Origin of the sequence: Nostoc sp. (genome assembly GCF_036918245.1) — a bacterium.
Lineage (GTDB): Bacteria > Cyanobacteriota > Cyanobacteriia > Cyanobacteriales > Nostocaceae > Nostoc.
Genome location: NZ_JBALEF010000080.1, coordinates 153,760 through 179,046 on the forward strand (window position 1 = coordinate 153,760; position 25,287 = coordinate 179,046).

Here is a 25,287-nt window from a genome sequence, read left to right on the forward strand (position 1 = left end):
ACGTAACATCAAACCAATCCCAATTATACTGGATAAATAGTCTTGGCGATCGCTTTTGCCGGACTCGCACCGTACACTAACTAAAGAGAAAACTAGCCCAACAAGATATATACTGTGCGATCGCAGTGTCATTGTTAAGACCTCTACTATAAAAGAATATTGGCTTTGACAACGAGCAGAATCTTTTGCTATGAGTTAGAGAATCAATTTTCTAGTAAGTAAGCGTATAATACTAATTCGGAATTGGTAGCTCGCTATGAATGCTACCACGTCAGCAATTTATTGTACATCTCATCCCCCCCTCACTTCCTCTGCGCCCAGAAGCTATAAACTATAATTTATGGCATCTACTATTCAAGCTCTACCAACAGAAGTTGTATATCTCATTACAGCTGGAGAGGTAATCGACTCTTTAGCTTCTGTGGTGCGGGAATTGGTAGAAAATTCCCTAGACGCAGGTGCAACGCGAATTGTGGTTTCTCTGTGGCCGCAGCAATGGCGAATTCGTGTGGCAGATAATGGTTGTGGAATGAACCTAGATGATTTGCAACAAGCAGCCACAGCCCACAGCACTAGTAAAATTCGCTCTAGTGCCGATTTGTGGAAAATTAATAGTTTGGGGTTTCGTGGTGAGGCGTTGCACAGTTTAACAACTCTGGCAGATTTGGAAATTTTGAGTCGTCCTCTGGACGGAAAATTAGGATGGCGGATAATTTATGGCGATTGCGGGAAAGTTATACAAGTTGAAGTAACTGCGATCGCACCTGGTACAGTGGTTACAGTTTCCCATCTTTTTGGTAACTGCTCATCTCGTCGTCAGGGATTACCCACAACAGCACAGCAAATGAAAGCTGTGCAAGCCACAATTTACCAAATCGCCCTCTGTCATCCCCACGTCACCTGGCAGATTTGGCAAAATGACCGTCAATGGTTCACCATTTGTCCAGCTGCCACAACTGGACAACTACTACCGCAAATTTTACCGCAAGTGCGACAAGGTGACTTGCAAGAAGTGAAACTGGAAATACCCAACCCACTAAACTCAGAAGACAGAACTCAGAATTCAGAATTCAGCACTCTTAATTCCCGACTCAGCACTCTGCACTCTGCACTAAATTTAGTGGTAGGATTACCCGATCGCTGTCATCGTCATCGTCCAGATTGGGTACGTGTAGCCATTAACGGTAGGATGGTTAAGACGCCGGAACTAGAGCAAACAATATTATCAGCATTTCATAGAACATTACCACGCGATCGCTATCCAATTTGTTTCTTACATCTTGCCATTTCCCCGGAGCAAATTAACTGGAATCGCAATCCAGCAAAAACAGAAATTTACCTCAACGAAATCATTTATTGGCAAGAACAAATTACCCAAGCAATTAACCAAGCACTCAGCATCTCTTCTAACAATCTCAAAGAAGCTGTTCACACAACACGAGTTAGTAAATTACTCAAAGCCGCAGAAGCCAAAGGCGGTTACAATTTTAATCCTCAAAATTCCAACGAAAATCACAAAAATTCTAACCCCTCACTCTCAACTCCTAACTCCTTAAAAGCTGTCGCTCAAGTTAGCAACACTTATATTGTGGTGGAACATTCAGGTGGGATGTGGTTAGTAGAACAGCACATTGCCCATGAGCGAGTTTTATATGAGCAATTATGCGATGATTGGCAACTTCTACCCGTCGAACCGCCAATAATTCTTTATCAATTATCGCCAGCGCAAGTATCGCAACTGCAACGCATCGGTTTAGAAATAGAACCCTTTGGCGAACAACTTTGGGTAGTCCGTAATATCCCCGCACCTTTGCAGCAGCGAGACGACTGTGCAGAAGCAATTTTAGAACTTAGTTGGGGAGGCGATTTACAAACAGCCCAAGTAGCCGTCGCCTGTCGCAGTGCCATTCGTAACGGTACACCGATGAATCAACAAGAAATGCAGACACTTTTAGATAATTGGCAACGCACTCGCAACCCCCGCACCTGTCCCCACGGACGCCCAATTTATCTATCTTTAGAAGAATCAGCTTTAGCTCGGTTTTTCCGGCGTAATTGGGTAATTGGTAAAAGTCATGGAATTTGATGTTTTTGGCAAGACATTACAATAACTGTAAAAATGGTGTACATTAACTAATTATTTGTCAATGTTAACAGATTAATGTCATTTTTAACAAATTAATGTCCATTAGGCATTCTGGATCAGCAATATCAAAGATGAACTGCTGTGGTCACAATACCAGTTTAACAATGCATGGCTTATTAACTAAGGATGTCAGCGCAAATAAACTGTACTGGTGAACGAAAGTGCGTCTCTGACCAGAGAGGGTCGTCATTTCTCAATGGTGAGGGTTTGGAGGATATTTACGTTTCGTAATATAGTTACCTAATTTACCTGCAATCTTCTGTATCCTATAGGCGGAAGAAAATTGACAATATTTTGTTACAGGTATTTTCAGGTAAATAGACCACGTAGTAGGGGCGCAAGACCTTACCTCCCTACGAGGATTTGTGGTTCAAAGAAATGAAAATTGCTGTAAGTTGACAAGTTTTTGCCCCATTAGTCCAAGAATTCCATGACTTTTACCGATCTTTCAACCCACCTATTTTTAAGAGAAGTTTGTAAAACTCTCCCCAAAAAAATTATCATTTTTCAGAGTTTTCTTTCAGCCCATCTCTAGCTAGGAATGCTTTTGAAATGTAAAAAAGTATTATCGTGCAAAGTCTCATTTTTCCTGATTTTAAACCATCTTTAACTGAGAAGGGTGTTGAAATACTTCTGATTGCTTTTGTTTTTTGTGTGTCCACTCCTTTCAAATCGCCTCTAGCTGGAAGGGGTGTTGAAACTTGGCAGTTTTCTAAAGATTTCAGTAACGCTCAAATTTTTCAACTTGCCTCTAGCTGGGAGGGGTGTTGAAACTGCCGCTCGTCCATCTGATAGCCCCTCTGCGTACACTTTCAACCCGCCTCTAGCTGGGAGGGGTGTTGAAACCTTTTTCTTTCTCGCAAATCTTGCAAGGAACACACCTTTCAACCCGCCTCTAGCTGGGAGGGGTGTTGAAACGTTCCCTAGCCAAAATTGAGGCAGCTGACGCAACAGTTCTTTCAACCCGCCTCTAGCTGGGAGGGGTGTTGAAACCCGGACGACACCTGGCAGCAAGCTCAAAACGAGGTAGACTTTCAACCCGCCTCTAGCTGGGAGGGGTGTTGAAACTAGAAAGCTCCCCTGCAAGAACTGCCTTTTACTCTCTTCTTTCAACCCGCCTCTAGCTGGGAGGGGTGTTGAAACTTTAATTGGAACTGCGCGTGTAAACCAATAGGTATCTTTCAACCCGCCTCTAGCTGGGAGGGGTGTTGAAACTCTGCGCTTCAAACCCTTGATTTACCAATAGTTATGAAGGCATTTTTGTCACGTCTCCCAAAATCGCCCGTCAGTCAATACTTAAAAAAGTAAATCAACTGACACATTAAAGGCTATAAACCTTATTAAACAAACGATTTAAAGTTTTGGCAGGAGTCCCAGGGAAATCGCCCCCGCTTTACCATGCCAAAAAATAATTAAGGTGGGTTCCTCCTTGGTCGGAGGTGATTCAGTAGCCACCACTGCGGTAAACCCGCACCTCTATTACTGGGGGCGCACCTTATTCCTGTCCGCAAGGAACAGCAGCATCAAGGTGGGCAGCTACCAGGGTCAGAAAGCAAGACTGTTTAACAGCAGTCAAACTAACCCAAATTTACACAGCACAGAGGCTTATAACAAGCATGAACTGCGGCGCTGTTGAATTTTCTTATTTTATTATCAAGGTTCGGTGTTTTGTCAATCAGTTTATTTTGCGAGAATGGTAAGCTGCGATCGCTAATTCTTTCGCTTTCTCTTGTGGACTACCTCGAATTGGCTGTTTTGACTCCTCTATAACAATTCCAGCTTTAGCAGCTGACGAGTGAATATTTGCCATCAACCTGCCGTAACTCCATTGATGAACGCTAACTCGGTACTGTTTGGCATACTGTTTTTGAACTTCTATTAAGTCTGATTTTTGTTCAGCTTTGGCTTGAACCTCACTTTGAACTTGCTCTCGCATATTGTCTAATTTGGGTAGAACAATACTTCCAGCAGAGTATGTTTGGGCGATCGCAATAATCTCTTTCGCTAGTAATCTGTCTATATATTCCCCTAACTCCGATTCTCCAAACTGATTTGGTGCAGTAAGCGTTTGAGCTATTTGGCGTTGGTGGGATAAAAAATGCTTTTGCTGTCGCTGGCGATTTAGCAGTTTGTAATTATCACCCAGTAGTTGTCTGATGCTGCGATAAGTAATTACTTGACCTGTTGTGCCATCTACTACCACTAGCGTTGCAGGCTTGTCTAAGCCAAGGCTAACACCAACAAGAATATGAGATTGTCCTTTATACAAAGGTTTCGTGGGGCGAGGAAAAGGGTTATTAATTTTGTCTAGAGTGGAGTTTTTCCGTTTTATATGGGCTTGCTGTTTTTCATTAAGATTGCCTTTGGCTTTTGTATTAGTGATAATTTTAGCGATTTTTTCGGCTTTTTCTTCCCTTACTTGATTGGTTCCTTCAGTCGTCCATAGGCGGGTATCTACAGAACAGTAGAGGGTTAAGCGATTGACATTCCAAGGATCGCCTTTGCCTTCCTCTTCTTGCCAAGCAATACGCCCACTACGCAGGGTGAATAGGCTACTTGAGTGTTGATTTTTGCTATTTTTCTTAATTTGTTGATCTTCTAGGAAGCGTTGAAACCAGTGAAAATGGCGAGAATCACAATACACTTGAAAACTATGCTTACTCAAACATTTGAATTTTACACAGATGCGCCCAAACTGGTTTTTAAACCAAGTCATGTCTTCGCTGGTTTCGTAAGCTACCGGGAAAGGTACTTTGCTAGATTGTCTTAAAAGCCTGTCTTGCCAAAATTTTGCCTCGGCTTCATTTGTTGGAACGTTGTGAGTGGCAACAACAATAGTTTCTAACCATTTGGCTGATGTTAAATCTCGGCCTTTGGGAATTCGTGTTTCTAGCTGTTCTCTGAGGCGTTCAATCTGAATTTCAAGTTTACGATGGCGTTGAGCAAATTTTTTAGCGTTTTCCTCTTCATCGTTGATTTTGCAACCATTTTTGAGTAAATAGCTGATAGCACAACGAGTCAAGTTATCTTCTGTGTTGCGGTAAGTATCAAATAAATTCTTTGATAAACTACGATCACTATCTGAATTTTGAGATTTTTTACGCTTTTTAGCTTTTTTCCCATTCGTTGATTGAGTTTCAGCAGTATTAAGAGGAGTAAATTGAACCAAAATTTCAGCAGCTTTAGTACGAAGACTATCTAAGCTGACACCACTACTTTCTACCAATTCAACATCACTTTTGAGCATTTCCAACCAGCGAATTTTGCCTTCTAGTTGGTACTGCGATCGCTTCATCAATGCCAACCAAGATTTGTAGATGTAATTGACTGTGGTGATCGCACTCGTGTAAAAACGTGCTGGCTGACCAATAAAGGGAGGGTCAGTTTTCAAAGGTTCGCAGAGTTCTTTGACAATACTAGTGGGGTGTTTGCCCTTTTGTCGCCAAGTCTCAAACTCTGGGTGTTGACTTACCTGACGTAGTAGTTCATTAATCAGTGGCGTATTTAACTCCGCCATCAACTTCCATAGTTGCTGGCGTGATGACTCTGAGGCTACAAGGCGACACTGAATAGTGATTTGACTCATCGGTTTAAAACAATATTGTCTAATACTAACATGTTTGTATTAAACAAGTCTTCTGTAAAATAAATTGTATGCAGGAGACATTTTTTACAAGCAAGGAAGCTGCTGAAATTACAGGCTGCACCCTTCGTCAGCTACAGTATTGGCGAGAGAGGGGGGTGATTGTTCCTGTAATCAGTGATACTGGGACAGGACGTAGTATTTATTACTCCAAGTCTAATTTGCTGGAACTGGCTGCAATGTCATATTGGCTATCTGTGGGGTTAAGTTTTGACATAGCCAGCACCACGCTGAAAAAGCTGAAAGACCAAGAACCGGAGTTATTTACTTCAGGTAAAGGTAAGCGGTTTATGTTGTTGTCCCAAGCACAGGAGCGTTCGCTTGAGCTTGTGGAGTTTGACAGAAAAAAGGCGATCGCATCTTTGGATGAAGGCAAGCCTGTAATTCCAGTGTGGTTGGACGTGATTTATCAGCAGTTGCGTCAAAAGTTGGATAAAAATTAAGGCTCTTATTACAAAGCAGACACCACAGTACTTTAAACTGTTACAACTATTGGGATGCGATCGCCTTCTGTACTGGCAACATGAATCACACGACACACAACACTATTGTTAATTTTATCTGGAATATTGCTGATGATGTATTAAGGGATGTCTATGTACGCGGCAAGTACCGAGATGTAATTCTGCCAATGACGGTACTGCGGCGTTTAGATTGCTTACTAGAACCAACTAAGGAAAAGGTTCTTGAGCGTTACAAGGTGCTGGAAGAAGGCAACTTTGGGCAGAATGCTGTAGCACAACAGCTTCCCAGAATATCTGGCTATGTATTTTATAATACTTCTAAATTTACTTTTAAAACCTTACTCGATTTTCCTAGTCAAATTCGGGCAAACTTTGAAAACTATTTAGATGGCTTTAGCGAAAATGTCCAAGAAATTATCGGTAAGTTTAAGCTGCGGAATCAAATTGAAACTTTAACAGAAAGTAATAGGCTTTATGCACTGATTAATAAATTTGTTTCCAATCATATTAACCTCAGTTCTGAACCTGTTAAAAACTCTGAAGGCAAAATCATTCTTGAGGGATTAACTAACCTTGAAATGGGTTATGTGTTTGAAGAGTTAATCCGCAGGTTTAATGAAGAAAATAATGAAGAAGCGGGGGAACACTTCACTCCCCGTGACATTATTCAACTGATGGTGAATCTAATATTTCTCCCGATTGAAAATGAGATTCAAGGTGGTACTTACTTGGTATATGACGACGCTTGCGGTTCTGGGGGAATGTTGACAGAATCAGAAGCATTTATTCAACAGCTTGCTGAAAAAAGAGCCAAGAAGGTGAAAATCGAGCTATACGGTCAGGAAGTCAACCCAGAAACATACGCCATTTGTAAATCGGATATGTTGATCAAGGGTCGTGACCCGGAAAAAATTTGGTTTGGCTCAACGATTTCTCATGACAAGTTTGCAGATTTACAGTTCGACTTTATGCTTGCTAATCCTCCCTATGGCAAGTCTTGGACTGTAGATCAGGATGCTGTGTTTGATGGTAAAAAGAAGGAAGTTAAAGACTCACGTTTTGCTGTAGAACATCCTGATTTAAAACCAGGAGAAAAGCTGACTCTGTTACCCCGTAGCAGTGACGGTCAATTGTTATTTTTGGTAAATATGCTCTCCAAAATGAAGCAGTCAACTGCTTTGGGTAGCCGGATAACAATTGTTCATAATGGTTCTGCTTTGTTTACTGGTGATGCAGGTAGCGGAGAAAGTAATATTCGTCGCTGGATTATTGAAAATGATTGGTTAGAGTGCATCATCGGCTTACCTTTAAATATGTTTTATAACACAGGTATTGCTACTTATGTTTGGGTGCTATCTAACCGCAAACCTCAACACCGTCTAGGGAAAGTACAGTTAATCGATGCTACGGAATGGTATGGAAAATTAAGAAAGAATTTGGGTAAGAAAAATTGTGTATTAACCCAAGCAGATATTCAAAGAATTACAGAAACATTTTTGGAGTTTCAGGAAACAGAACAATCTAAAATTTTTGATGACGAGGATTTTGGCTATCACAAAATTACTGTTGAGCGTCCTTTAAGGCTGACATTTCAAGTTACACCAGAAAGAGTAGAGCAGTTTTTAGCAGCAAGCCTTACTAATTCATCTTCTAAAAAAGGTAGTGTAGTACAACAGGAAATACAGCTAAATCTCACCTCTAATACAAAACATGGGGTAATTTTGGGAATATTAAAGGACTTGTTTAGTAGTGAACCTCACAAAGATTTTAATAGAGTTAAGCAGGAATTTGAAAAAGCACTGAAGGCAGAAGAAATTAAATTTACAGCTAAAGATTTAAAGCTGGTTTATGACACATTCACATACAAAGACGAAACGGCGGAACCTGTAATTAAGAAAAAAACGAAAGATGCGGTAGTTTATGAGCCGGATTCTGAGTTGCGAGATACAGAGAATGTGCCATTGAAAGAAGATATTGAAGAGTATTTTGCTCGTGAAGTGCTACCCCATGTACCAGATGCTTGGATAGACCATGATAAAACGGTAAGGGGTTATGAAATTTCTTTCACTAAATATTTTTATAAGTTCAAACCATTGCGGAGTTTGGAAGCAATAGCAGCAGATATCTTTGCTTTAGAAGCTGAGACAGAAGGCGTTTTACGTCAGATTGTTAGCGGGGAGAACATTGGAGAATGAAAGAGATTCGGGGTGACGCTAAAACTATTCGTGAACTTCTCAGTGGCAATAAATATGCCATTGACTATTATCAACGAGAATACAAGTGGCAAACCAAACAGCTTCAAGAACTTCTGGAAGACTTAGCAGGGAAGTTTTTTAATGATTTTGAGCCAAGTCATGAACGCCAAGCCGTTAAAAATTACGGGCATTACTTCCTGGGGTCAATTATTATTAGTCAGAAGGAAAGCAAGAAATTTATTATTGATGGACAGCAACGGCTCACTACCTTATCTCTGCTGCTAATTTTCTTGCATAATCTGCAAAAGACTCGTCTATATCAAGTAAAACTTAATGACTTAATTTTCTCAGAAAGGTTTTCTCAAAAATCTTTTAATTTGGATGTTGAGGAGCGTAACGCTTGCATGGAATCTCTCTTCAACAACATTCCTTTTGATGACACAGAGCAACCAGAGTCAGTAAAGAATATTGTTGCCCGTTATGCTGATATTCAAGAATACTTCCCAGAAGATTTAACTGGAGATGCTTTACCATACTTCATTGACTGGCTAATCGAGAACGTCCACATCGTTGAGATTACAGCTTACTCAGATGAGGATGCTTATATCATTTTTGAAACGATGAATGACCGGGGGCTATCTCTTTCACCTACGGATATGCTTAAAGGCTTTTTGCTGGCGAATATCAGTGACGAAGCTAAAAAGGTTCAGGCGAATCAGCTCTGGAAAAAGCGTGTAAGTGAATTGATAGAGTTGGGTAAAGATGAAGAAGCCGATGCGATTAAAACTTGGCTTCGCAGTCAGTACGCCCAGACGATTCGAGAACGTAAAAAAGGTGCTGTTCCTGGTGATTTTGACCGCATCAGTACAGAGTTTCACCGTTGGGTACGCGATCATAAACCAGACATCGGACTCAACAAAAGTGCTGATTTTGTGCGCTTCATAGAGCGAGATTTTGCATTTTATAGCCGCCAATACTTACAGTTGCGGGAAGCATCGATTTCCTTGAAACCAGGGTTAGAGGAAGTTTTTTACAATGCCCAGCACGGTTTTACCCTTCAATATCCCTTGCTGCTTGCGCCTCTAAATGCTGATGATGACCCAGGTATGATTAACCAAAAGATTCGTTTAGTGGCAAGTTTTCTCGATATTCTGCTGGCTCGGAGGTTATGGAACTTCCGAACCATTACTTACAACACGATGCAGTATGCCATGTTTGTGGTTATGCGGGATATTCGGGGGAAAGCACCTACTGAACTTGTAAAAATTCTGCGTCAGAAGTTAGATGCAGAACCAGAAGTTTTCGCTTCTAATGAACGACTGCTACTGCATCAGCAAAACTACAATGCTATTTATCAATTTCTTGCTCGGATAACAGACCACATAGAAACGCAATCGGGAATATCGTCACATTATAGAGAATATATTGCCATAGGAAAAAATCGATATGAGGTAGAGCATATTTGGGCTAATAAACCTCAGCGTCACTCAGATGAGTTTTCTAGTAATGCAGATTTTTACGAGTATCGTAATCGTATTGGGGGACTGTTGCTGCTGCCGAAGTCGTTTAACGCAAGTTATGGTGACTTGCCTTACGCTGAAAAATTACCTCATTACTACGGTCACAATCTTTTAGCTAAATCACTTAATCCTCAATGTTACGACCATAATCCCGGTTTCTTGGCGTATAAGGAACACTCTGGGCTAACGTTTCAGTCCCATGAGGAGTTTAAAAAATCAAATTTGGATGCACGACAAAAGCTTTATCAAAAGATTGCAGAGGAAATTTGGAACCCAGAACGCTTGAACAGGGTGGTTGAATCTTATATTTCTGAGGAGGTCGCAGGATGAAACGTTATCCAGTTTATAGAGATTCAGGTTTGGCTTTTGTCGAAAAAATTCCTCAGCATTGGGAAGCAAAACGAGCAAAGTATTGTTTTTATGAAGTAGACGAGCGTTCGGAGACAGGGGATGAAGAGTTACTTTCTGTTTCTCACATCACCGGAGTAACTCCTCGAAGCGAAAAAAATATCACTATGTTTATGGCTGAATCCTATGAAGGCTATAAAACTTGTATTCCTAATGACTTAGTTATAAACATCATGTGGGCTTGGATGGGAGCGTTAGGAGTATCTAAATATCAAGGAATTATTAGCTCTGCATACGGTGTTTATAGGCAAAAAAATACAAATAAATTTTATTCTGACTACCTTGAATATCTCGTAAGAATACCAGAATACATTGCTGAATATACCCGAACTTCAAAAGGTATTCGCTCCTCAAGACTGCGTATGTATTCTGATGATTTTTTTCAAATTCCTATTATTTGTCCTCTACTTGAAGAACAAAAAACGATCACTCGCTTCCTTGATCGCAAATTAGAACAGATAAGCCACTTCATCAGCAACAAGCAACGGCTGATTGAATTGCTCAAAGAGCAGAAAACTGCGATCGTTAACCATGCCTTTACCAAAGGATTTAACCCTAACGCACCTATGAAGCCATCTGGTACTAAGTTTTTAGGGTCTATTCCTGAACATTGGGAAATTAAAAAATTGAAGAAGTGCATTAAATATGGAACCTCAATCTCTTACGGGATTCTCCAGCCAGGTAATCAGGTTGATGATGGAGTTCCTTTTATTCAAACTACAAACATGACCCAAGGGAATTTTGAAATCTCAAAACTTCAAAGAACAGATCCTTCGATTGCTGCAATGTATCCTCGCTCAACTTTGCAACCAGGAGATATTATGCTCGGAATCCGGGCAACAATTGGTGATGCTCATATAGTTCCTTCACACTTATCTGGGGCTAATCTATCTCGCGGTGTTGCAAGAATAGTTCCAAGTCAAGAAATTTCGGCAAATTTTCTTGTTAATTATTTACGAAGTGCCTTTGTTAGTGAGTATTGGAAATTTTCAAAGCAAGGTACAACTTTTAGTGAGGTTTCTATTGCTACTGTTAAAGAACTACCTATCTTAATACCTTCATTATTTGAGCAAAATTATATTACTGAATTAATTGATAAGAAGTTACGTCCAATCGACCGAGCGATCGCCAAAATAGAAAAAGAGATCGAACTCATCCAAGAATACCGCACCACCTTAATTTCCGACGCTGTAACGGGAAAAATAGATGTACGCGAAACATCCGTAGTTGAATCCACCCTTACAGCCGCAGCAATTTAGCCATGACCACAACTGACACCTCAGAAAAAGGCTTAGAAGCCCTCATAGAAAAAAGCCTACTCACAGAAGCAGGTTACATCAAAAGTCAATCTGGGGACTATGACCGCAACTACTGCATAGATAAAACTCAACTGCTGCAATTTCTCCGCAAAACCCAACCCACCCAAGTTAGCAAACTAGAAACCAGCTACGGTAAACGGTTTGAAGAAAGGCTGTTTCAACGCATCTTCGACCAAATCAAAACCAGAGGTATTGTTGATGTTATCCGCAACGACATCAAAGCCGGAGAAGTCAGCCTTACTCTCTACTACAACCTACCCACATCCCAACTGAACCCCCAAGCCATCCAACGCTACAACGAAAATATCTTCTCCGTCACTCGCCAACTATACTTTAGCAACGATCAGAAGAGGCGATCGCTGGATATGGGGATTTTCATCAACGGCTTACCCCTCATCACCTTTGAACTAAAAAACAACCTCACTACACAAAATGTCCAAGATGCCATAAAGCAGTATAAAACTGACCGTGACCCCAAAGAACCCCTGTTTAACTTTGCACGTTGTTTAGTTCATTTCGCCGTTGATGATGAGTTAGTCTACATGACTACCGAACTCAAGGGACAGCAAACAGTTTTTCTTCCCTTCAACAAAGGTCAAAAATCTGAACCACACTTACTTTTCCCCGACAGTACGGGGAACTCCATCAACCCCAACGGACTAAAAACCGATTACCTGTGGAAAGAAATTCTCACCAAAACCAGCCTCAGCAACATCATTGAAAAGTATGCCCAACTGGTAGAAGAGAAAGACGAAGCAAAACAGAAGAAACGCAAGCTGATTTTCCCCCGTTACCACCAACTCGACTTAGTGCGAAAACTCCTAGCCGATGCCAAAACCAATGGTGTAGGACAGCATTATCTAGTTCAACATTCCGCAGGTTCAGGTAAAAGTAACTCCATTAGCTGGCTGAGTCACCAACTCGTAGAACTTACCGACACCAATGACACCAACCCCATATTTGACTCCATTGTTGTAGTTACAGACCGCCAAGTTTTAGATAAACAAATCCGCGATAACATCAAACAGTTTGCCCAAGTCAAAGGCGTAGTTGAAGCCATCACTGAAGGTAGTAAGCAACTAAAAGAGGCGCTAGAAGAAGGCAAAAAAATTATTATAACTACCGTTTTTAAATTCGCCTATGTTGTTCGGGAAATCCAGTCATTAAGCAATAAAAAATTTGCCATTGTCATTGACGAAGCCCACTCCAGCCAAAGTGGTAGCAGCGCCGCCAAAATGAGCGCAGCCCTGAATAAAGAAGCAGGCGAAGAAGAAGAAACCACTGAAGATAAAATTCTCCGCATTATTGAAGAACAAAAACTCTCTCCCAACGCCAGCTATTTCGCCTTTACAGCCACACCCAAAAATAAGACATTAGAAGCTTTTGGTGTTCATAATCCAGCTGATGGTAAGTATTATCCCTTCCATAACTATTCCATGAAACAGGCAATAGAGGAAGAATTTATCCTAGATGTACTGGAAAACTATACCACCTTTAGAAGTTACTATAAACTTCAAAAAAAGATTGTAAATGACCCACAATATGATACTAAACGGGCAAAGAAAAAGCTAAAGCAGTACGTAGAGGGGGACTCCCGCGCTATCCGCAAGAAAGCAGAAATAATGATTGACCATTTCATGCAAGATGTAATTGGTCAACTCAAAATTAATGGGCAAGCAAAAGCAATGGTAGTCACCAATGGTATTGTCAGCGCCATTCGCTATAAACTTGCCTTCGATGCCTATTTACAGGAAATTAACGCACCTTACAAAACTATTGTTGCATTTACAGGCAGTAAAGAAGTTGACGGGAAAAAAGAGGATGAGTCCTCAATGAATGGCTTTTCGGGAAATGACATACCCAAAAATTTCAAAAAAACTGAGTATCGATTCCTGATAGTAGCTGATAAATACCAAACCGGATTTGATGAGCCGCTATTGCACACGATGTATGTAGATAAAACCCTAGCTGATATCAAAGCGGTTCAAACCTTATCTCGCCTCAACCGTGCTTACAAGCCAGATAAAAAAGATTCATTCATTCTAGATTTTGTCAACTCAGCCGATACAATTAAAGAAGCTTTTGACCCATTTTATAAAACAACAATCCTCAGTGAAGAAACCGATATAGATCGTCTCAACGACTTGCAAGATGCGCTTGACGGGTTCCAAGTTTATTCTGAAGAACAGGTCAACGACTTAATTACCCGCTTCATCAATGGTGCAGAACGTGACCAATTAGACCCCATTCTCGATGAATGCAAGCAAAATTTTATCAACGAATTAGACGAAGAACAACAAATAGACTTTAAGAAAAAAGGCAAATCTTTCGTCCGCAATTATCAATTCCTTGTCCAAATTAATCCTTTCCGTAATCCCTACTGGGAAAGCCTAAAAACTTTTCTCAAATTCCTACTGGCCAAACTTCCCAACCTTAATGACACCGATTTATCCAAAGGTATTTTAGAAAGCGTTGACATCGACAGCTACCGCATAGAAAGACAAACAACCCTAGCCATACAGCTTGAAGGTGGGGCAGAAATAGCACCCACACCCCCAGATGCTCCTGGTAGCAAATATGAGGCACAATTAGACATACTCAGTAATATTATTCAAGATTTTAACGATCGCTTCGGCAATATTGAGTGGACAGAAAAAGATAAAGTGCGTCGCTTCCTATTTGAAGAATTACCTGCCGAAGTCAGTAAAGACGAAGAATATCAGAACGCCAAGAAATACTCAGATCGGCAAAACGCCAGAATCACCTTTGAGAAAAAGCTAGTCGAGAAGTTTCAAGAGTTCATCTTCGACCATACAGAAGCATACCGTAAATTTACTGATGAACCTGAGTTTAAAGCCTGGTTAGCTAATACCCTGTTCGATAATGATTACGACCAAGGTGCAGCATAAGGCAGACGTAAGGCGACGCGATCGCGGTTTTAGAGATGATGAAATGTAAATAGGCAAGCATAGTTTTACTTGAAGTCAACCAGTGATTATTTTATGACAAGTTAGTTAACTCTTTGTAGGGGGAAGAATAGACAAAGAGGAAAATTCCTGTATCAGCAAACCTGAAAGTTGAGTGTCATAGCAACAGATAGTTTGCTTTGCAGTAAAAATTTTAATTCAACTAGAGCAAAACAGATGCATCTAAATTTGGAGCAATTATATGGACTTGAAGCCAAAAGAGCCTGTTGACAATGGTATGTGGATTCTTGCGCTTCTTCCTGAAAGGCTTCCTGGGTATGTATCAGATAAGAAGTTTGGGGGGCAACTTATAATTCGTTCCCTAATTGCAGGTCTTCCTTTATCAGACGGTACATCAGTACAGCGATTTTTTGCTCATACTGGAAATGCTAATGTTAATGATTACGTGACATTCTGTTGGAAAAACCCAGGTGAACGGGTTTATGACCAAACACAGCAGAAATATCGTGATCCTCTGGCAGTAAATGTCCAAGTAGTAGAGGAAGATGAATCAAAGCAAATTGTTGATGATATTCGGAAAATATTTGCAACAGAACTGCAACTTCAATTAGAGCAACAGCAATATCAACTACAGCAAGAACGAGAAATATTAACGCAACAAGTACAAGAAATAGCACAACAGCGCACACAAGATTTGAGAGATGAGCTAAACCACAAAGCACAGGATTTATTGCAAAAAGAAATTTTTATTAATAAAGAATGCCAACGCTTAGATGAGCAACAAAAACACATAGAGTTGCGTGCAGCCGAAGCCGAAAAAGCGGAATATCTCTGGGTTGCTTTAAAACCCTATCGTCTTGCAATTCCGCTTGTAAGTGAAGATGAAAGCTCAATTATAACTGAACCATGTCCCTTACCTGAAAGCTTAGGGCAACAGTGGAATCAGATGCTACATTCTAGTGGATTAACCCTACCAAATCATGTTGCAGTTAGCTATTTATTATCTTTAATAAGCGCATTCTATTCAGGTAGTTTGGTACTTCTAAACGGCTCTGTTGGTGTTGGTAAAACAAGCCTAATTAGACAATCCGCAGATTTAATAGGTGGGAAAAGTAACGTTTTCCCCGTTCGCCCTGCTTGGCTTGATTCTGCTGATTTATTGGGCTTTTTTGACCCATTAAGTGAAACTTTTCGCCCATCCCCATTTTTAACAGCCTTAAAAGATGCCAAAAAACAGCCTGACAGACTTTATTTAGTTTGTTTAGACGAACTTAACTTAGCAAAAATTGAAAATTATGGTGCTGATTTGCTTTCTTCCTTAGAATACTCTCGCTCTGAACAAGTAAAACAAAACCTACTGCTTTATTCAGAGAGCATAGAAACAGAACTCATAGAAGAAGCTAGGCTACTTCAGGAGGAGCGAACACGAGATACCAAGCAAGCACAACGTCTGAAACGGATACAGAATCTTTTGAAAGATTACCCTTCAAACTTTCCTATTGCTAATAATTTAGTATTACTAGGCACTCTCAATTCTGACGAGACTACGTATGATTTGAGTCCTAAAGTAATTGATCGTTCATTTGTAATTACTTACCCTCTTGCAGACCTCAAACTTGAAATAGTTTCTGAACCATTAAATCCTTACTCAATTTGCAAAGATATTTCTGTCTCAAATTTACTCGCCGCAATTAATGAGAGCATCGGCAGAAAACCAGAAGGTTGGGAAACGATTGTCAGATGGAACGCACAATACCTATCTCAACTTGGAATACCTCTAGGGCATAGAGCTAAAAGAGATTATTCAGTCTTTAATGCTGCTGCAAACTGTTTAGGATTGACAAATAATGAGTGTCTTGGCTATTTCATAACTACTAAATTACTTCCCAGAATCTCCTTTTTTAAGGATAGTGCTTATAACCAAGATAATCGAGATAAATTATGCCGAGATTGGTTTAAAGAACTAGATACTTATCAAAATTTCGGTGTGAGTGAAATTCTTAATCAGTTGCGAGAGCAACTAGATGATGAAAGACGACGCAATGTTAGATATTGGGGTTAGAACATGATTACAGAGCAGCAGCTAAAACAGTGCATAGCTGAAATAGGACTTTTAGCCCTTTCAACATCTAGCTGTGTCACGAAGGAAATAAAAATATACGAACCAGAACCTAGTGAAACCTCAGAATTTAAATGGTTTCCCAGCGCAAAAGTTTTGAGTACGGCAAAAGCTCTACTAGAGTTAGCAAAAGTATTTCAAGATAATTGGGACGCTATCCAACAGCGTCCTTTAAAAACATTAACAACTGAAATAGCTCCAATAGACATAAAACGAGCTAGTTATTCTCCGCTTTTACTAATACAAGCAAAGTTAAACCCTACTAAAAAACAGACATTAGGTGCTGCTCGTACTGAATCTTATAAATGTATAGAGAATGAGTTTATCTGTTATATCTTAGATGTATACCTTACAGATTTAACCAACGGAATAGCTAATATTTTAGATTCTTTAACTATCGAAAAACTTATTATACCTTACATTTCTCATAAATTTGAAAAAGAGCGTTCTAATTTTATGAAAGCAGTTAGAAAACGCCTCAGTCAACGAAATAATTGGGTAGATAAAGAGAAATTACTAATTGCTGAAACAGTTACACAACTTAGAGCTTGTGTACAATGGGCAACTCAAGCACGTAAAGCAAAGTTTTTGGAAAATTTAGTCACTCCTGATAAACCACCATCTCCTTCTTTACGTCTAACAGGATCGCCTACCTATGGGATTATTTTTCAGCAATACTCAAATTGCTGTACAGGAAATTTGGCTGATATCGAAAAAATTTTATATTTATACGAATGTACTTACCAAGGTCAAGTACGCTCAAGCTGGGAAATATACAAAATTTGGTGTGTGGCTCGACTCTACAGCACCTTTATATTATATGCAAATATGCAACCACCCAGTGGTAAACCAACAATGTTTGAGTGTCTCCAAGTTAAACGAGGAACTCTGGAGTTACCCAAAAATAAAAACTTTACTCTTCAGGGTAGACTTGATAATGGAGACGAATTTAGTATTAGTTTTTGTTATGAGCCTGAATTAAGAACTAGTTATGGTGAATTGAGAATACCAGATATTCAAATATCAATTTTTATTAGTAAAAACCAGATATTTTCCAAATCAGTAGCGCAATATTGTTTTAATGTTAAAGATAGTGATTACGCAGAACAAGGACATCATCAATTTATTAATGATGTTATTGGAGTAGCAAGTGATACATATTTAAATCCTCTAAACTTAAAAGCAAGTTTTATATTACATACTGATGATAAATTTGATTATTGGGGAGAAGTCCCTGTTAGTAGAGTATTAAAAGAGAAATTTAATGTCAGCATCCAAAATCCTGGATATATAGGACATAAATATGGAGCTATTTCATTATTACCTGGTGTAAATGCAGACAGAAAATTCAGAAAGATAGTTCAGCTATTATTCAAATATCATAATAATTCTTTAAAAACTTCTTGTCTCAGTTGTGGACATAAGTTGAAAGTAGGCGAAGAAGTCGTACCTAGTTGGAAACCAACTATGATTAGTGAATCAGAACTAACTGATAGAGTTATAAATGGTAGAAGTAATGCTGGAAATGGTACAGGAGTTTACTGCTCTTGTTCTCTGTGTGGAGATTTTTGGGTAATACAGATTTGTTATGGAGAGAATCACCCACTTCTAAAGCTAATAGACTGCTTTCACAGAAATTCTGATCACCCTGAGTTTTATGGTAAGTGGATGTATATTTGCCCTGTATGTGGCAGTGACCCATCTTTAGAAGATTTAGGATATTAATGGTTTGTGTCCCACTAAACCATAACTAATATCTCCACAATTACAGAATCTTTTATTAAAACAGTAAAGGAATTACACGCAATTGATGGATTTTGCTATTTATCCTTGACAAAGTTGTTAATGTAGAGTCGCTCTTGTCTAAGGTAAAGTAGAAAAGAGACTGATCAGCGGCCAACTGATAAGTCTCTAAGTTTGAATTAGGAAAGCTGATATAGCTTACTGATTCTTATGTTTAGTAGGATCAACCAGTCTGTATCTTAGATTAGGTTCGGGTGTAGGGGGTAGTGGATTACCTTTAGTGGAAGTAATCTCGTACCCCTTACTACCTCCACGAAGCCCAGTCACTTCATATTGACCACTAATAGGCGTGCTTTCACCAGGTTTATGCAATTTATCAGACATAAGGAATACTCCTTTGAATGTTTACGCCCATATAATAGCACTATGTTCTACAAAAATGCCACTTTTGTACAATACAAGTGTATAAAAAATAGTTAATAAATATTAAGTTATAAAAAGCTTACAGAATTTGTTATGATGTAGCGCTAACTATAACCTGTGGAGGTTAAAAGTAAACATAGACAGCAACGAGGGAAGAAGTAGTCATGAGCCAGTTGACAGGTTTTACCAGAAAAGAAACAATGCAGTTGACAGGCTGTACATCTAGCCGACTTGCTTATCTAGAAAAAGTAGGTCTTATTATTCCTTACAGATACGGAACAAACGCTGGAAGACAAACTGTAATTTTTAGTTGGGAACAACTTTTAGAAATTCGTGCTATCCGAAATTTGAGACAAGAAGATGTCAGTTTACAGACAGTCACAAAAATTATCAAATTTTTAGACCAAAGTGGATACGATAACAGTTTAAGAAATAAACAGCTAGTTATAGTAGGAGATGAGGTATTTTGGATTGAGCAAGACTGGTCTGATTTTGGACACAATATGCCCGCAGCTTTAAAAGTGGCCAGCAAAAACAATAAAGGCATAGGACAGTATGTATTGTTGGTAATCCCAGCATTAATAGATATTGTTAATGAAATTTGGGAAATTGCTCAAAACTCAAAAGTGATAGACTTTTACAGTTTTAAAGAAAGAGCAAAAGTCATACCTGCATAATATTGCTCTAGTACTCTAAATCTGCTTCTGATATTTCACCATCTTCATAAACCTCATAAAACACCTTTGGCACCAACCATCGACCCATAAAGCCGGAATCTTAAACCTTGCTCCACAGTTTGGACATTCTGAAAGCAAACTTAATTTGTGGCGATGTCTGCGACGGGCTTCGCCTACGCATCCCAGTGTCAATTTCAACTGCCATTCAATTTTGTGACATGGTGACTCGGTATAACAAGCAGCACATAACCGAATCGGCTCCATTTTCATTCCCACCCCAGCAGGTGCTTGATCTGCACTAACCTATCGACATCAACTCCACTACGACAGCCAATGCTTCCAACTGCTGCCGAGAAGGTGGGGGATTAAACCGAAACTTTTCCCATCGGGCGATCGCCTCACTTCCCCTTCCCAGGCGGTGAAATCGTTCCTTCTGCCTGCGCTTTTTTAATTGCTCGTTTCAGAATTAACACTGCCATTTGCGACAAAGAACGCTCCTCTGCATCCGCCAGTTGTTGCAGAGCTTCTTTGTCTTCTTCTTCCATGTAAATACTTAGTGTTACTTTTCCCATGTGACTATCATCAGCTTTTCTATGTATTTTTCTATTAAATCACTAGAAACAAATAAATTTAAATAGAAATAAATAAAAAATATGTATAATTACTGATAAGTCAAAAGCCAGCACGCAACTTTCTCAGGGCTGACGCACTGGCTTCTGGCTCCCTCTCACAGGAGACATATTCCATGTTAAGACCTGTTTGCCACAAAACAGATGAACATAGAAGTTATCTACAAGCTTTAGATGACTTCGGTATTGCTGAACTATTGGCGAAACTCAGCGATAATTGTCAACAGCAAGAACAAGAAACTTTAGCAGCGTTGTTGATTTCCCAACTAACCCAGAGTCTTGATGCTGAACTAATTGCTAATTATTTGAGTGGGATGGCGCTCAATCGCCAGAATTTACTCCCAAGATTAATTAACCAGAAATTTTCTGCGAGTTCTGTTGATTTACCCGACGACTTTCCTAATACAGCAAAGACACCCCGCTTTTTGTATGGCGACAAATTGCGTTGGATTGGTTCTGATACTGATTGGGGAACTGCGATCGGCAGATTTTATAGTTTTGCTCCCCATCTTTGCTGCTGGACTTGGTGCTACCTGATTTGGTTGAGCAAAGATAGCCCCAGTGCCGCTTGGACATCTGCCGATATTGCTTGGGAACAAGATTTAGAACCAGTGGAAGGGTCGCTGCTATGACTAATCCGCGTCCTTTACAGGTAAGAGAGCAAAATTTGATTAATCTATACAGCCATTGTCAACTAGGAATGACACCCAAGAATTTTTATGCCAAGTGGGATGTCAATCATGAAGCGATCGCTCGGATTTGCTCTCGTTCACTTTCAACTGTTCGGCGTTGGTTTTCCAAGGGTCGCAATTACCGCAGTCCCATGCCAAGTGATTTACGCCATCTTGCCCTGATGGACTTCCTGCTAGAACACTTCGAGGAAATTCCCGAAGAATGTCTGAATATACTCTGTTCTCTCACAGAGCATAAGTAGGAATCGAAAAGTTGACGGTGAGCGAAGTCGAACTGTCAACCAATTGCAATGTCAGGATGACATTTTTTTACCAGCCACTCTCACAGTAGGGTGGCTTTAGTTTTGAGAATGTTTAAGTCACTTTTGTCTATTATTCGACTGCAATTTACCAGCTAAATCATAAGTATGATCAGGAGGTTTTTATGACCTACATTGAAAAGCTAAATCCTTGGTGTATAGTCCACCATTTTCCTAGTATGCAACATCAAATAGTTGCTCGTTTTCGTCACCGCAGTGACGCAGAAGCTCATTCACAAGCTCTACACCGACTGATACCAAGTGCAACTTTTACAATCATTTTCAATCCAGCAGTCGAACAACCAGAGCAAATTACCCCATGATTCTGTCGTTCTGGAAGTCAACTTAACTTGTAGCGAATTCTCTTGTTTGTTGAAACATACGATATCCCCCCTTGCTCCTTTTTTTCCATGAAAGCAAGGGGGGATGATTTGTAGCTAAGATTTGAAAAGTACTACTATGTTTGCACAAACTGCGTCATCGATAAGACTTTTGATACTTTACCATATCGGCAAAACTCAGAAAACAGCGCTGACACCAACCATCCACCCACACTGCTGGAATGTTAAATCTTGCCCCACAGTTTGGACATTCTGACAACAAAATTAATCGGTGGCGATCGCACCCTTGCGTTATCTTCAACTGCCATTCAATCTTGTGACAAGGTGACTCAACATAACAAGCAGCACATAACCGTATCGGTTCAAGCTTCATCCCCATCCCAGCAGGCGATAACATCTGCGCTAGCCTATCAGCATCAACCTCCACAACTTTAGCCAATGCCTCTAATTGCTGACGAGACGGTGGGGGATTAAACCGAAACTTTTCCCATCGGGCGATCGCACCACCAAGTCCTGCTGCTTTACCTAATCCAGTAGGGGTTAAATCATTTGCCCGTCGAAAACGTCCCAAAAAATGACTCAGGCTTTCTCCTTGATATGGTTGAACTCTAAACAGCCAAGGCTTAATATTTTCCGCTTCCATCACTTGTATTCAGCAGCTACTTCCTTCAAAATTTTCAAGTCAATTTTTTGCAATCCCTTTTTTAAAGCCCGGATTGCAGTCTCTCGCAAAATCATATCCATCAAACCGATATAACCTCCAGTTGCGTCTCCCAACGTCTTCAACATCGTCTTACTCGAAAGGTTGGAAGCAACTGGCAATCTGAGTATTTGCTTCTCCCAAATATTCACAGTTCGCTTAAAGTCTTCCCCTGACATCTTCCCAAAACGGTGACAAGACCGAAAACGGTTGTAAACCTGCTCATCGCGCTTAATCACTGCATCTAAGCGGTCAGTTCCTACCAGAATCACTGCTATTTCCAACCTGTCAAAAATATCACGTACTTCCGCAAAAGTTTTCGGCTTAAAGCGGTCAGCTTCATCAATAATCAACATCTCCACCCCACAACCTTTAAGAACCCGCAGTGTTCTATCTCGAATTTCTGCCACTGTTCCTTTAGTTACTTGATATTTTAAATGCTCCATAATTACCCCAAAGAATTCCTTAGCACCGCACTCCTGGGGAATTTGGATATAAGCCACAGGTACAGTTGGGGGCTTTCCTGCTTCTTGAAGAGGTTTATTCCTAAGTCTATAGGCATCACAACCCATAGTTTTACCTGTTCTCGATTCACCTACCACACGCCCCGATTGCCTTGATTGGCGCTTTCCTTCCAACCAATTATGGAGAATTTGTACTTGTTCGAGTGGGATATAATCTTTACGATTTAATCGTTGAATCTCCGCCTGTAATTTTTCACTATTAACGGGAATATCACCCAATTGTTGAGCGACTGCTTGAGCTTCTTGTAAAGTCATTTTTACCACCCGTAATCTTCACGCATTTGTTCGTAATCAAAAACTTCCGGCATCTCTTGCTCAAGTTCGTTGTCAATAGATACTGCCTCTACTGATTCTTCTGGCTCAACAGGTATAAGTTGTTTAGCTTTTTTGACCTTAGCCTGTTCTACTTTCTGACGCTCTTTTTTAGTTTTCTTTTGAGTTTGGAATGTTTCGCGTTCTCTAACTTCAGCCAAAATTGAGCGATTGCTTACAGCCTTACCTGCTTCTCTGACCTTACGACTGATAGCTTTTGCCTCATCTAGAGATAGTTCCTCTGTCTCCAAATCTTGAGCATAAGCACGAGCAATAAATACTTCTTTATCCCCTTCTATGCAATAAACCAAAATCGTTGTGATGTCTCTAGGGTCATATCGCAACACAACACTTTCCCCTGCATAACCCGCTAAGAGTTCACCTCGATACATCAAGTTTTCAAATTGCAGATATCCCCCGCGTTGAATTTGTCGCCGTGTTTGCTTCATTAGGCAAATATCCAAATCTCTCTCGGAAAGTAAATCAGGGGAAGCAATTAAACCAGATTCCCATCGTTGAAATCTTGTCTGGTCGCCCATTCGAGCATCAAGTCGCTGGTTATAGTTATCAACGATGTAACGCACCAACATTTGCTCTAACTGCCGCAACGTTAAGCAAGCTTCTTTCTCCGCTTCCTCTGGTCGTTCTTGAACGTTTGAACCTGTATATCCTTGTAAAGTCGAGAATAATTCTGTGTTTAGAGTTTTAAACGGACGTTCGACACTACCACCTTCAGATGGCCGATCGCGCAAATGACAAACAAACCCTAACTGCACCCCTATTTGCTGTAAATGGTTGGAACGAAAATCTTTACCCCCATCCGTATAAAAGTGTTGTGGCAAACCAGAAGTACCCCATTCTTCGTGAAGTCCATATTCTGAACCATATTGCTTGGGCAAAATTGCATGACGTAGCGCCAAAGCTACAACCTGAGAACTTGGTGCATCATAGCCTAAGTTAATTCCCATGATGCAGCGCGAATAACTATCAATAACTGTTGTTAACCAAGGACGACTAAGAATTTTGCCATGCTGATCTACTAATAAAACATCAACACGGGTATGGTCGCATTGCCAAACTTGGTTACTATGTTCTATTTGTAAATCTTTTCCATCACGGGTTTTAACTGATAAGCGCGAACCACGCCAACCCGGACTGCGAATACTTTTAGCTTGTTCAATTTTATCTATTAACGGTTGTAAAATTCGGTAAACCGTCATGTGGGAAGGAGGCTTAACTCCCAGTTCATCAGCCTTTGCCTTAGCTTTGATAAATACCTGTTGGCGAGTCATCCTTTTACTTCCCTTATTACCCTCCTTATAGGTATTCAATACAAACTCTTGCCAGTTTTCATCAACTCGATGCTTCCCTTTATCCACCCGTTGATTTTGCGCTAGTCCAGCTAAACCCTCCTGTTCCCATTTGTCTACTAGCCGTCGCACTGTACGTACTGACTTACCAAGTTTTTCTGCCGCTTCCTTGAGCTTTTGAGTATATGTAATGCGATCGCTATTTTCTAAAAGACTTTGAATCACCTCCATTTTCAACAAAGCTTCATCCGAAAGTTTAGAAACAATAACGTTTGCTTCAGCAAGATCGTTATTAATATCTGCGGAGCTTGCCCAAGTTATAGAGGTTGTAGAAGATTCTGTGTTCTGCATACTATGTTTTATCAAAACATAGTTGTATTATACTATCAATTTGACAAATAATTTGTTAATTTATGAAAATCATGATTTTTCAGTTTTCTGGAGATTGACAATTAAATTGTGAAATATCTGGCATTTGACATCTAATTTGTGAATACAAGCTTAAGGGGTGTGACTGACGTAAATAGCAAAAAACCTGCCATAATCCTTTCCATGACAGGTTTTTAAGTATTTGAGATATTTGTGACAATATTCTGTTAAATTGACAAATAATTAGTTAATATACAAAAATGGAAACGACAACTGAAATATAGCACTCAATACAACATTTTATTAGTTCGTAGTCAATTCTCTGCGTACCTCTGTGCCCCTATCTTGTGGGAAGGTGAAACGCCTATATTTTGAAATTTACAGCAGTTTTCATGTATTTGAAGTACATCTGTTGTAGGGGCGCAAGACCTTGCGCCCCTACCGCGTGGTCTATTTACCTGAAAATAGCTGTAAACCCTCAATTCGCCATGATTTTATTCAAAATTGTACTAGGAGAACAACCACAA

General features: G+C 40.0%; 17 protein-coding genes and 1 CRISPR repeat array. Of the genes, 12 read left to right on the forward strand and 5 right to left on the reverse strand.

The features are described 5' to 3' along the window. The first annotated feature begins 340 nt into the window (after window positions 1-340). Window positions 341-2,086, forward strand: coding sequence for a DNA mismatch repair endonuclease MutL (mutL, locus tag V7L12_RS22595; protein ID WP_335087679.1), 1,746 nt, complete (start codon window positions 341-343; stop codon window positions 2,084-2,086). Between the two features lie 724 nt (window positions 2,087-2,810). Continuing rightward, a CRISPR array of direct repeats spans window positions 2,811-3,361; the repeat unit is 37 nt; unit sequence CTTTCAACCCGCCTCTAGCTGGGAGGGGTGTTGAAAC. A 460-nt stretch (window positions 3,362-3,821) separates the two neighbouring features. On the opposite strand, the gene cas12k is transcribed toward mutL, so the two are convergent. Continuing rightward, the gene (gene cas12k / locus V7L12_RS22600) at window positions 3,822-5,732 is read right to left on the reverse strand and encodes a type V CRISPR-associated protein Cas12k (protein ID WP_335087680.1); all 1,911 of its coding nucleotides are present in this window, start codon (window positions 5,730-5,732) and stop codon (window positions 3,822-3,824) included. A 68-nt stretch (window positions 5,733-5,800) separates the two neighbouring features. Between cas12k and V7L12_RS22605 the strand changes: the two genes are divergently transcribed. The 8 genes from V7L12_RS22605 to V7L12_RS22640 all read left to right on the forward strand — a co-directional run bounded on the left by V7L12_RS22605 (window position 5,801) and on the right by V7L12_RS22640 (window position 19,584). Beyond that, the gene (locus V7L12_RS22605) at window positions 5,801-6,232 is read left to right on the forward strand and encodes a MerR family transcriptional regulator (RefSeq protein ID WP_335087682.1); all 432 of its coding nucleotides are present in this window, start codon (window positions 5,801-5,803) and stop codon (window positions 6,230-6,232) included. A gap of 80 nt (window positions 6,233-6,312) precedes the next feature. Continuing rightward, complete coding sequence (locus tag V7L12_RS22610; RefSeq protein WP_335087684.1) at window positions 6,313-8,448, forward strand: type I restriction-modification system subunit M; 2,136 nt, start codon at window positions 6,313-6,315, stop codon at window positions 8,446-8,448. Beyond that, window positions 8,445-10,298 (forward strand): DUF262 domain-containing protein, encoded by a 1,854-nt coding sequence (locus tag V7L12_RS22615; RefSeq protein WP_335087686.1) that lies wholly within the window; start codon window positions 8,445-8,447, stop codon window positions 10,296-10,298. Before V7L12_RS22610 ends, V7L12_RS22615 begins: the two co-directional genes overlap by 4 nt. Next, window positions 10,295-11,635 (forward strand): restriction endonuclease subunit S, encoded by a 1,341-nt coding sequence (locus V7L12_RS22620; RefSeq protein ID WP_335087688.1) that lies wholly within the window; start codon window positions 10,295-10,297, stop codon window positions 11,633-11,635. Before V7L12_RS22615 ends, V7L12_RS22620 begins: the two co-directional genes overlap by 4 nt. A 2-nt stretch (window positions 11,636-11,637) precedes the next feature. Further along, window positions 11,638-14,604, forward strand: a complete 2,967-nt coding sequence (locus tag V7L12_RS22625; protein WP_335087690.1) for a type I restriction endonuclease subunit R — start codon at window positions 11,638-11,640, stop codon at window positions 14,602-14,604. Window positions 14,605-14,863: 259 nt separating this feature from the next. Further along, window positions 14,864-16,684: an AAA family ATPase gene (locus V7L12_RS22630; RefSeq protein ID WP_335087692.1), complete on the forward strand. Its 1,821-nt coding sequence runs from the start codon at window positions 14,864-14,866 to the stop codon at window positions 16,682-16,684. A 3-nt stretch (window positions 16,685-16,687) separates the two neighbouring features. Beyond that, entirely contained in the window at window positions 16,688-18,466 is a 1,779-nt protein-coding gene (locus V7L12_RS22635) for a hypothetical protein (protein WP_335087694.1), read from the forward strand. A 605-nt stretch (window positions 18,467-19,071) separates the two neighbouring features. Further along, window positions 19,072-19,584, forward strand: a complete 513-nt coding sequence (locus V7L12_RS22640) for a MerR family transcriptional regulator (RefSeq protein ID WP_335087695.1) — start codon at window positions 19,072-19,074, stop codon at window positions 19,582-19,584. A gap of 398 nt (window positions 19,585-19,982) precedes the next feature. On the opposite strand, the gene V7L12_RS22645 is transcribed toward V7L12_RS22640, so the two are convergent. Then, on the reverse strand, window positions 19,983-20,156 hold the full coding sequence (locus V7L12_RS22645) for a ribbon-helix-helix domain-containing protein (protein ID WP_334914579.1): 174 nt from the start codon (window positions 20,154-20,156) through the stop codon (window positions 19,983-19,985). A gap of 173 nt (window positions 20,157-20,329) precedes the next feature. Between V7L12_RS22645 and V7L12_RS22650 the strand changes: the two genes are divergently transcribed. The 3 genes from V7L12_RS22650 to V7L12_RS22660 all read left to right on the forward strand — a co-directional run bounded on the left by V7L12_RS22650 (window position 20,330) and on the right by V7L12_RS22660 (window position 21,527). Next, window positions 20,330-20,845 carry a hypothetical protein gene (locus V7L12_RS22650; protein WP_335087696.1) on the forward strand — a complete coding sequence of 172 codons (516 nt, stop codon included), beginning with the start codon at window positions 20,330-20,332 and terminating at the stop codon, window positions 20,843-20,845. Next, the gene (locus V7L12_RS22655) at window positions 20,842-21,147 is read left to right on the forward strand and encodes a helix-turn-helix domain-containing protein (RefSeq protein WP_335087698.1); all 306 of its coding nucleotides are present in this window, start codon (window positions 20,842-20,844) and stop codon (window positions 21,145-21,147) included. Before V7L12_RS22650 ends, V7L12_RS22655 begins: the two co-directional genes overlap by 4 nt. 182 nt (window positions 21,148-21,329) lie before the next feature. Beyond that, window positions 21,330-21,527 (forward strand): hypothetical protein, encoded by a 198-nt coding sequence (locus V7L12_RS22660; protein WP_335087700.1) that lies wholly within the window; start codon window positions 21,330-21,332, stop codon window positions 21,525-21,527. A gap of 154 nt (window positions 21,528-21,681) precedes the next feature. Here V7L12_RS22660 and V7L12_RS22665 read toward each other — a convergent pair whose 3' ends face one another. From V7L12_RS22665 to V7L12_RS22675, 3 genes are read right to left on the reverse strand one after another with little or no spacing between them, the layout of a single operon-like run. Beyond that, window positions 21,682-22,188 carry a TniQ family protein gene (locus tag V7L12_RS22665; RefSeq protein ID WP_335087702.1) on the reverse strand — a complete coding sequence of 169 codons (507 nt, stop codon included), beginning with the start codon at window positions 22,186-22,188 and terminating at the stop codon, window positions 21,682-21,684. After that, the gene (locus V7L12_RS22670; RefSeq protein ID WP_335087704.1) at window positions 22,188-23,024 is read right to left on the reverse strand and encodes a TniB family NTP-binding protein; all 837 of its coding nucleotides are present in this window, start codon (window positions 23,022-23,024) and stop codon (window positions 22,188-22,190) included. The genes V7L12_RS22665 and V7L12_RS22670 overlap by 1 nt, the downstream gene beginning before the upstream one ends. Before the next feature lie 2 nt (window positions 23,025-23,026). Then, window positions 23,027-24,742 carry a Mu transposase C-terminal domain-containing protein gene (locus V7L12_RS22675; protein WP_335087706.1) on the reverse strand — a complete coding sequence of 572 codons (1,716 nt, stop codon included), beginning with the start codon at window positions 24,740-24,742 and terminating at the stop codon, window positions 23,027-23,029. Window positions 24,743-25,287: the final 545 nt, after the last annotated feature.

Bases quoted from the DNA above. Each gene is read 5' to 3' on its own strand.
- V7L12_RS22635 (WP_335087694.1), top strand. From the start codon at position 16,688: ATGATTACAGAGCAGCAGCTAAAACAGTGCATAGCTGAAATAGGACTT.
- cas12k (WP_335087680.1), bottom strand. From the start codon at position 5,732: ATGAGTCAAATCACTATTCAGTGTCGCCTTGTAGCCTCAGAGTCATCA.
- V7L12_RS22605 (WP_335087682.1), top strand. From the start codon at position 5,801: ATGCAGGAGACATTTTTTACAAGCAAGGAAGCTGCTGAAATTACAGGC.
- V7L12_RS22630 (WP_335087692.1), top strand. From the start codon at position 14,864: ATGGACTTGAAGCCAAAAGAGCCTGTTGACAATGGTATGTGGATTCTT.
- V7L12_RS22620 (WP_335087688.1), top strand. From the start codon at position 10,295: ATGAAACGTTATCCAGTTTATAGAGATTCAGGTTTGGCTTTTGTCGAA.
- V7L12_RS22645 (WP_334914579.1), bottom strand. From the start codon at position 20,156: ATGGGAAAAGTAACACTAAGTATTTACATGGAAGAAGAAGACAAAGAA.
- V7L12_RS22665 (WP_335087702.1), bottom strand. From the start codon at position 22,188: ATGGAAGCGGAAAATATTAAGCCTTGGCTGTTTAGAGTTCAACCATAT.
- mutL (WP_335087679.1), top strand. From the start codon at position 341: ATGGCATCTACTATTCAAGCTCTACCAACAGAAGTTGTATATCTCATT.
- V7L12_RS22615 (WP_335087686.1), top strand. From the start codon at position 8,445: ATGAAAGAGATTCGGGGTGACGCTAAAACTATTCGTGAACTTCTCAGT.
- V7L12_RS22625 (WP_335087690.1), top strand. From the start codon at position 11,638: ATGACCACAACTGACACCTCAGAAAAAGGCTTAGAAGCCCTCATAGAA.
- V7L12_RS22640 (WP_335087695.1), top strand. From the start codon at position 19,072: ATGAGCCAGTTGACAGGTTTTACCAGAAAAGAAACAATGCAGTTGACA.
- V7L12_RS22610 (WP_335087684.1), top strand. From the start codon at position 6,313: ATGAATCACACGACACACAACACTATTGTTAATTTTATCTGGAATATT.
- V7L12_RS22660 (WP_335087700.1), top strand. From the start codon at position 21,330: ATGACCTACATTGAAAAGCTAAATCCTTGGTGTATAGTCCACCATTTT.
- V7L12_RS22670 (WP_335087704.1), bottom strand. From the start codon at position 23,024: ATGACTTTACAAGAAGCTCAAGCAGTCGCTCAACAATTGGGTGATATT.
- V7L12_RS22675 (WP_335087706.1), bottom strand. From the start codon at position 24,742: ATGCAGAACACAGAATCTTCTACAACCTCTATAACTTGGGCAAGCTCC.
- V7L12_RS22650 (WP_335087696.1), top strand. From the start codon at position 20,330: ATGTTAAGACCTGTTTGCCACAAAACAGATGAACATAGAAGTTATCTA.
- V7L12_RS22655 (WP_335087698.1), top strand. From the start codon at position 20,842: ATGACTAATCCGCGTCCTTTACAGGTAAGAGAGCAAAATTTGATTAAT.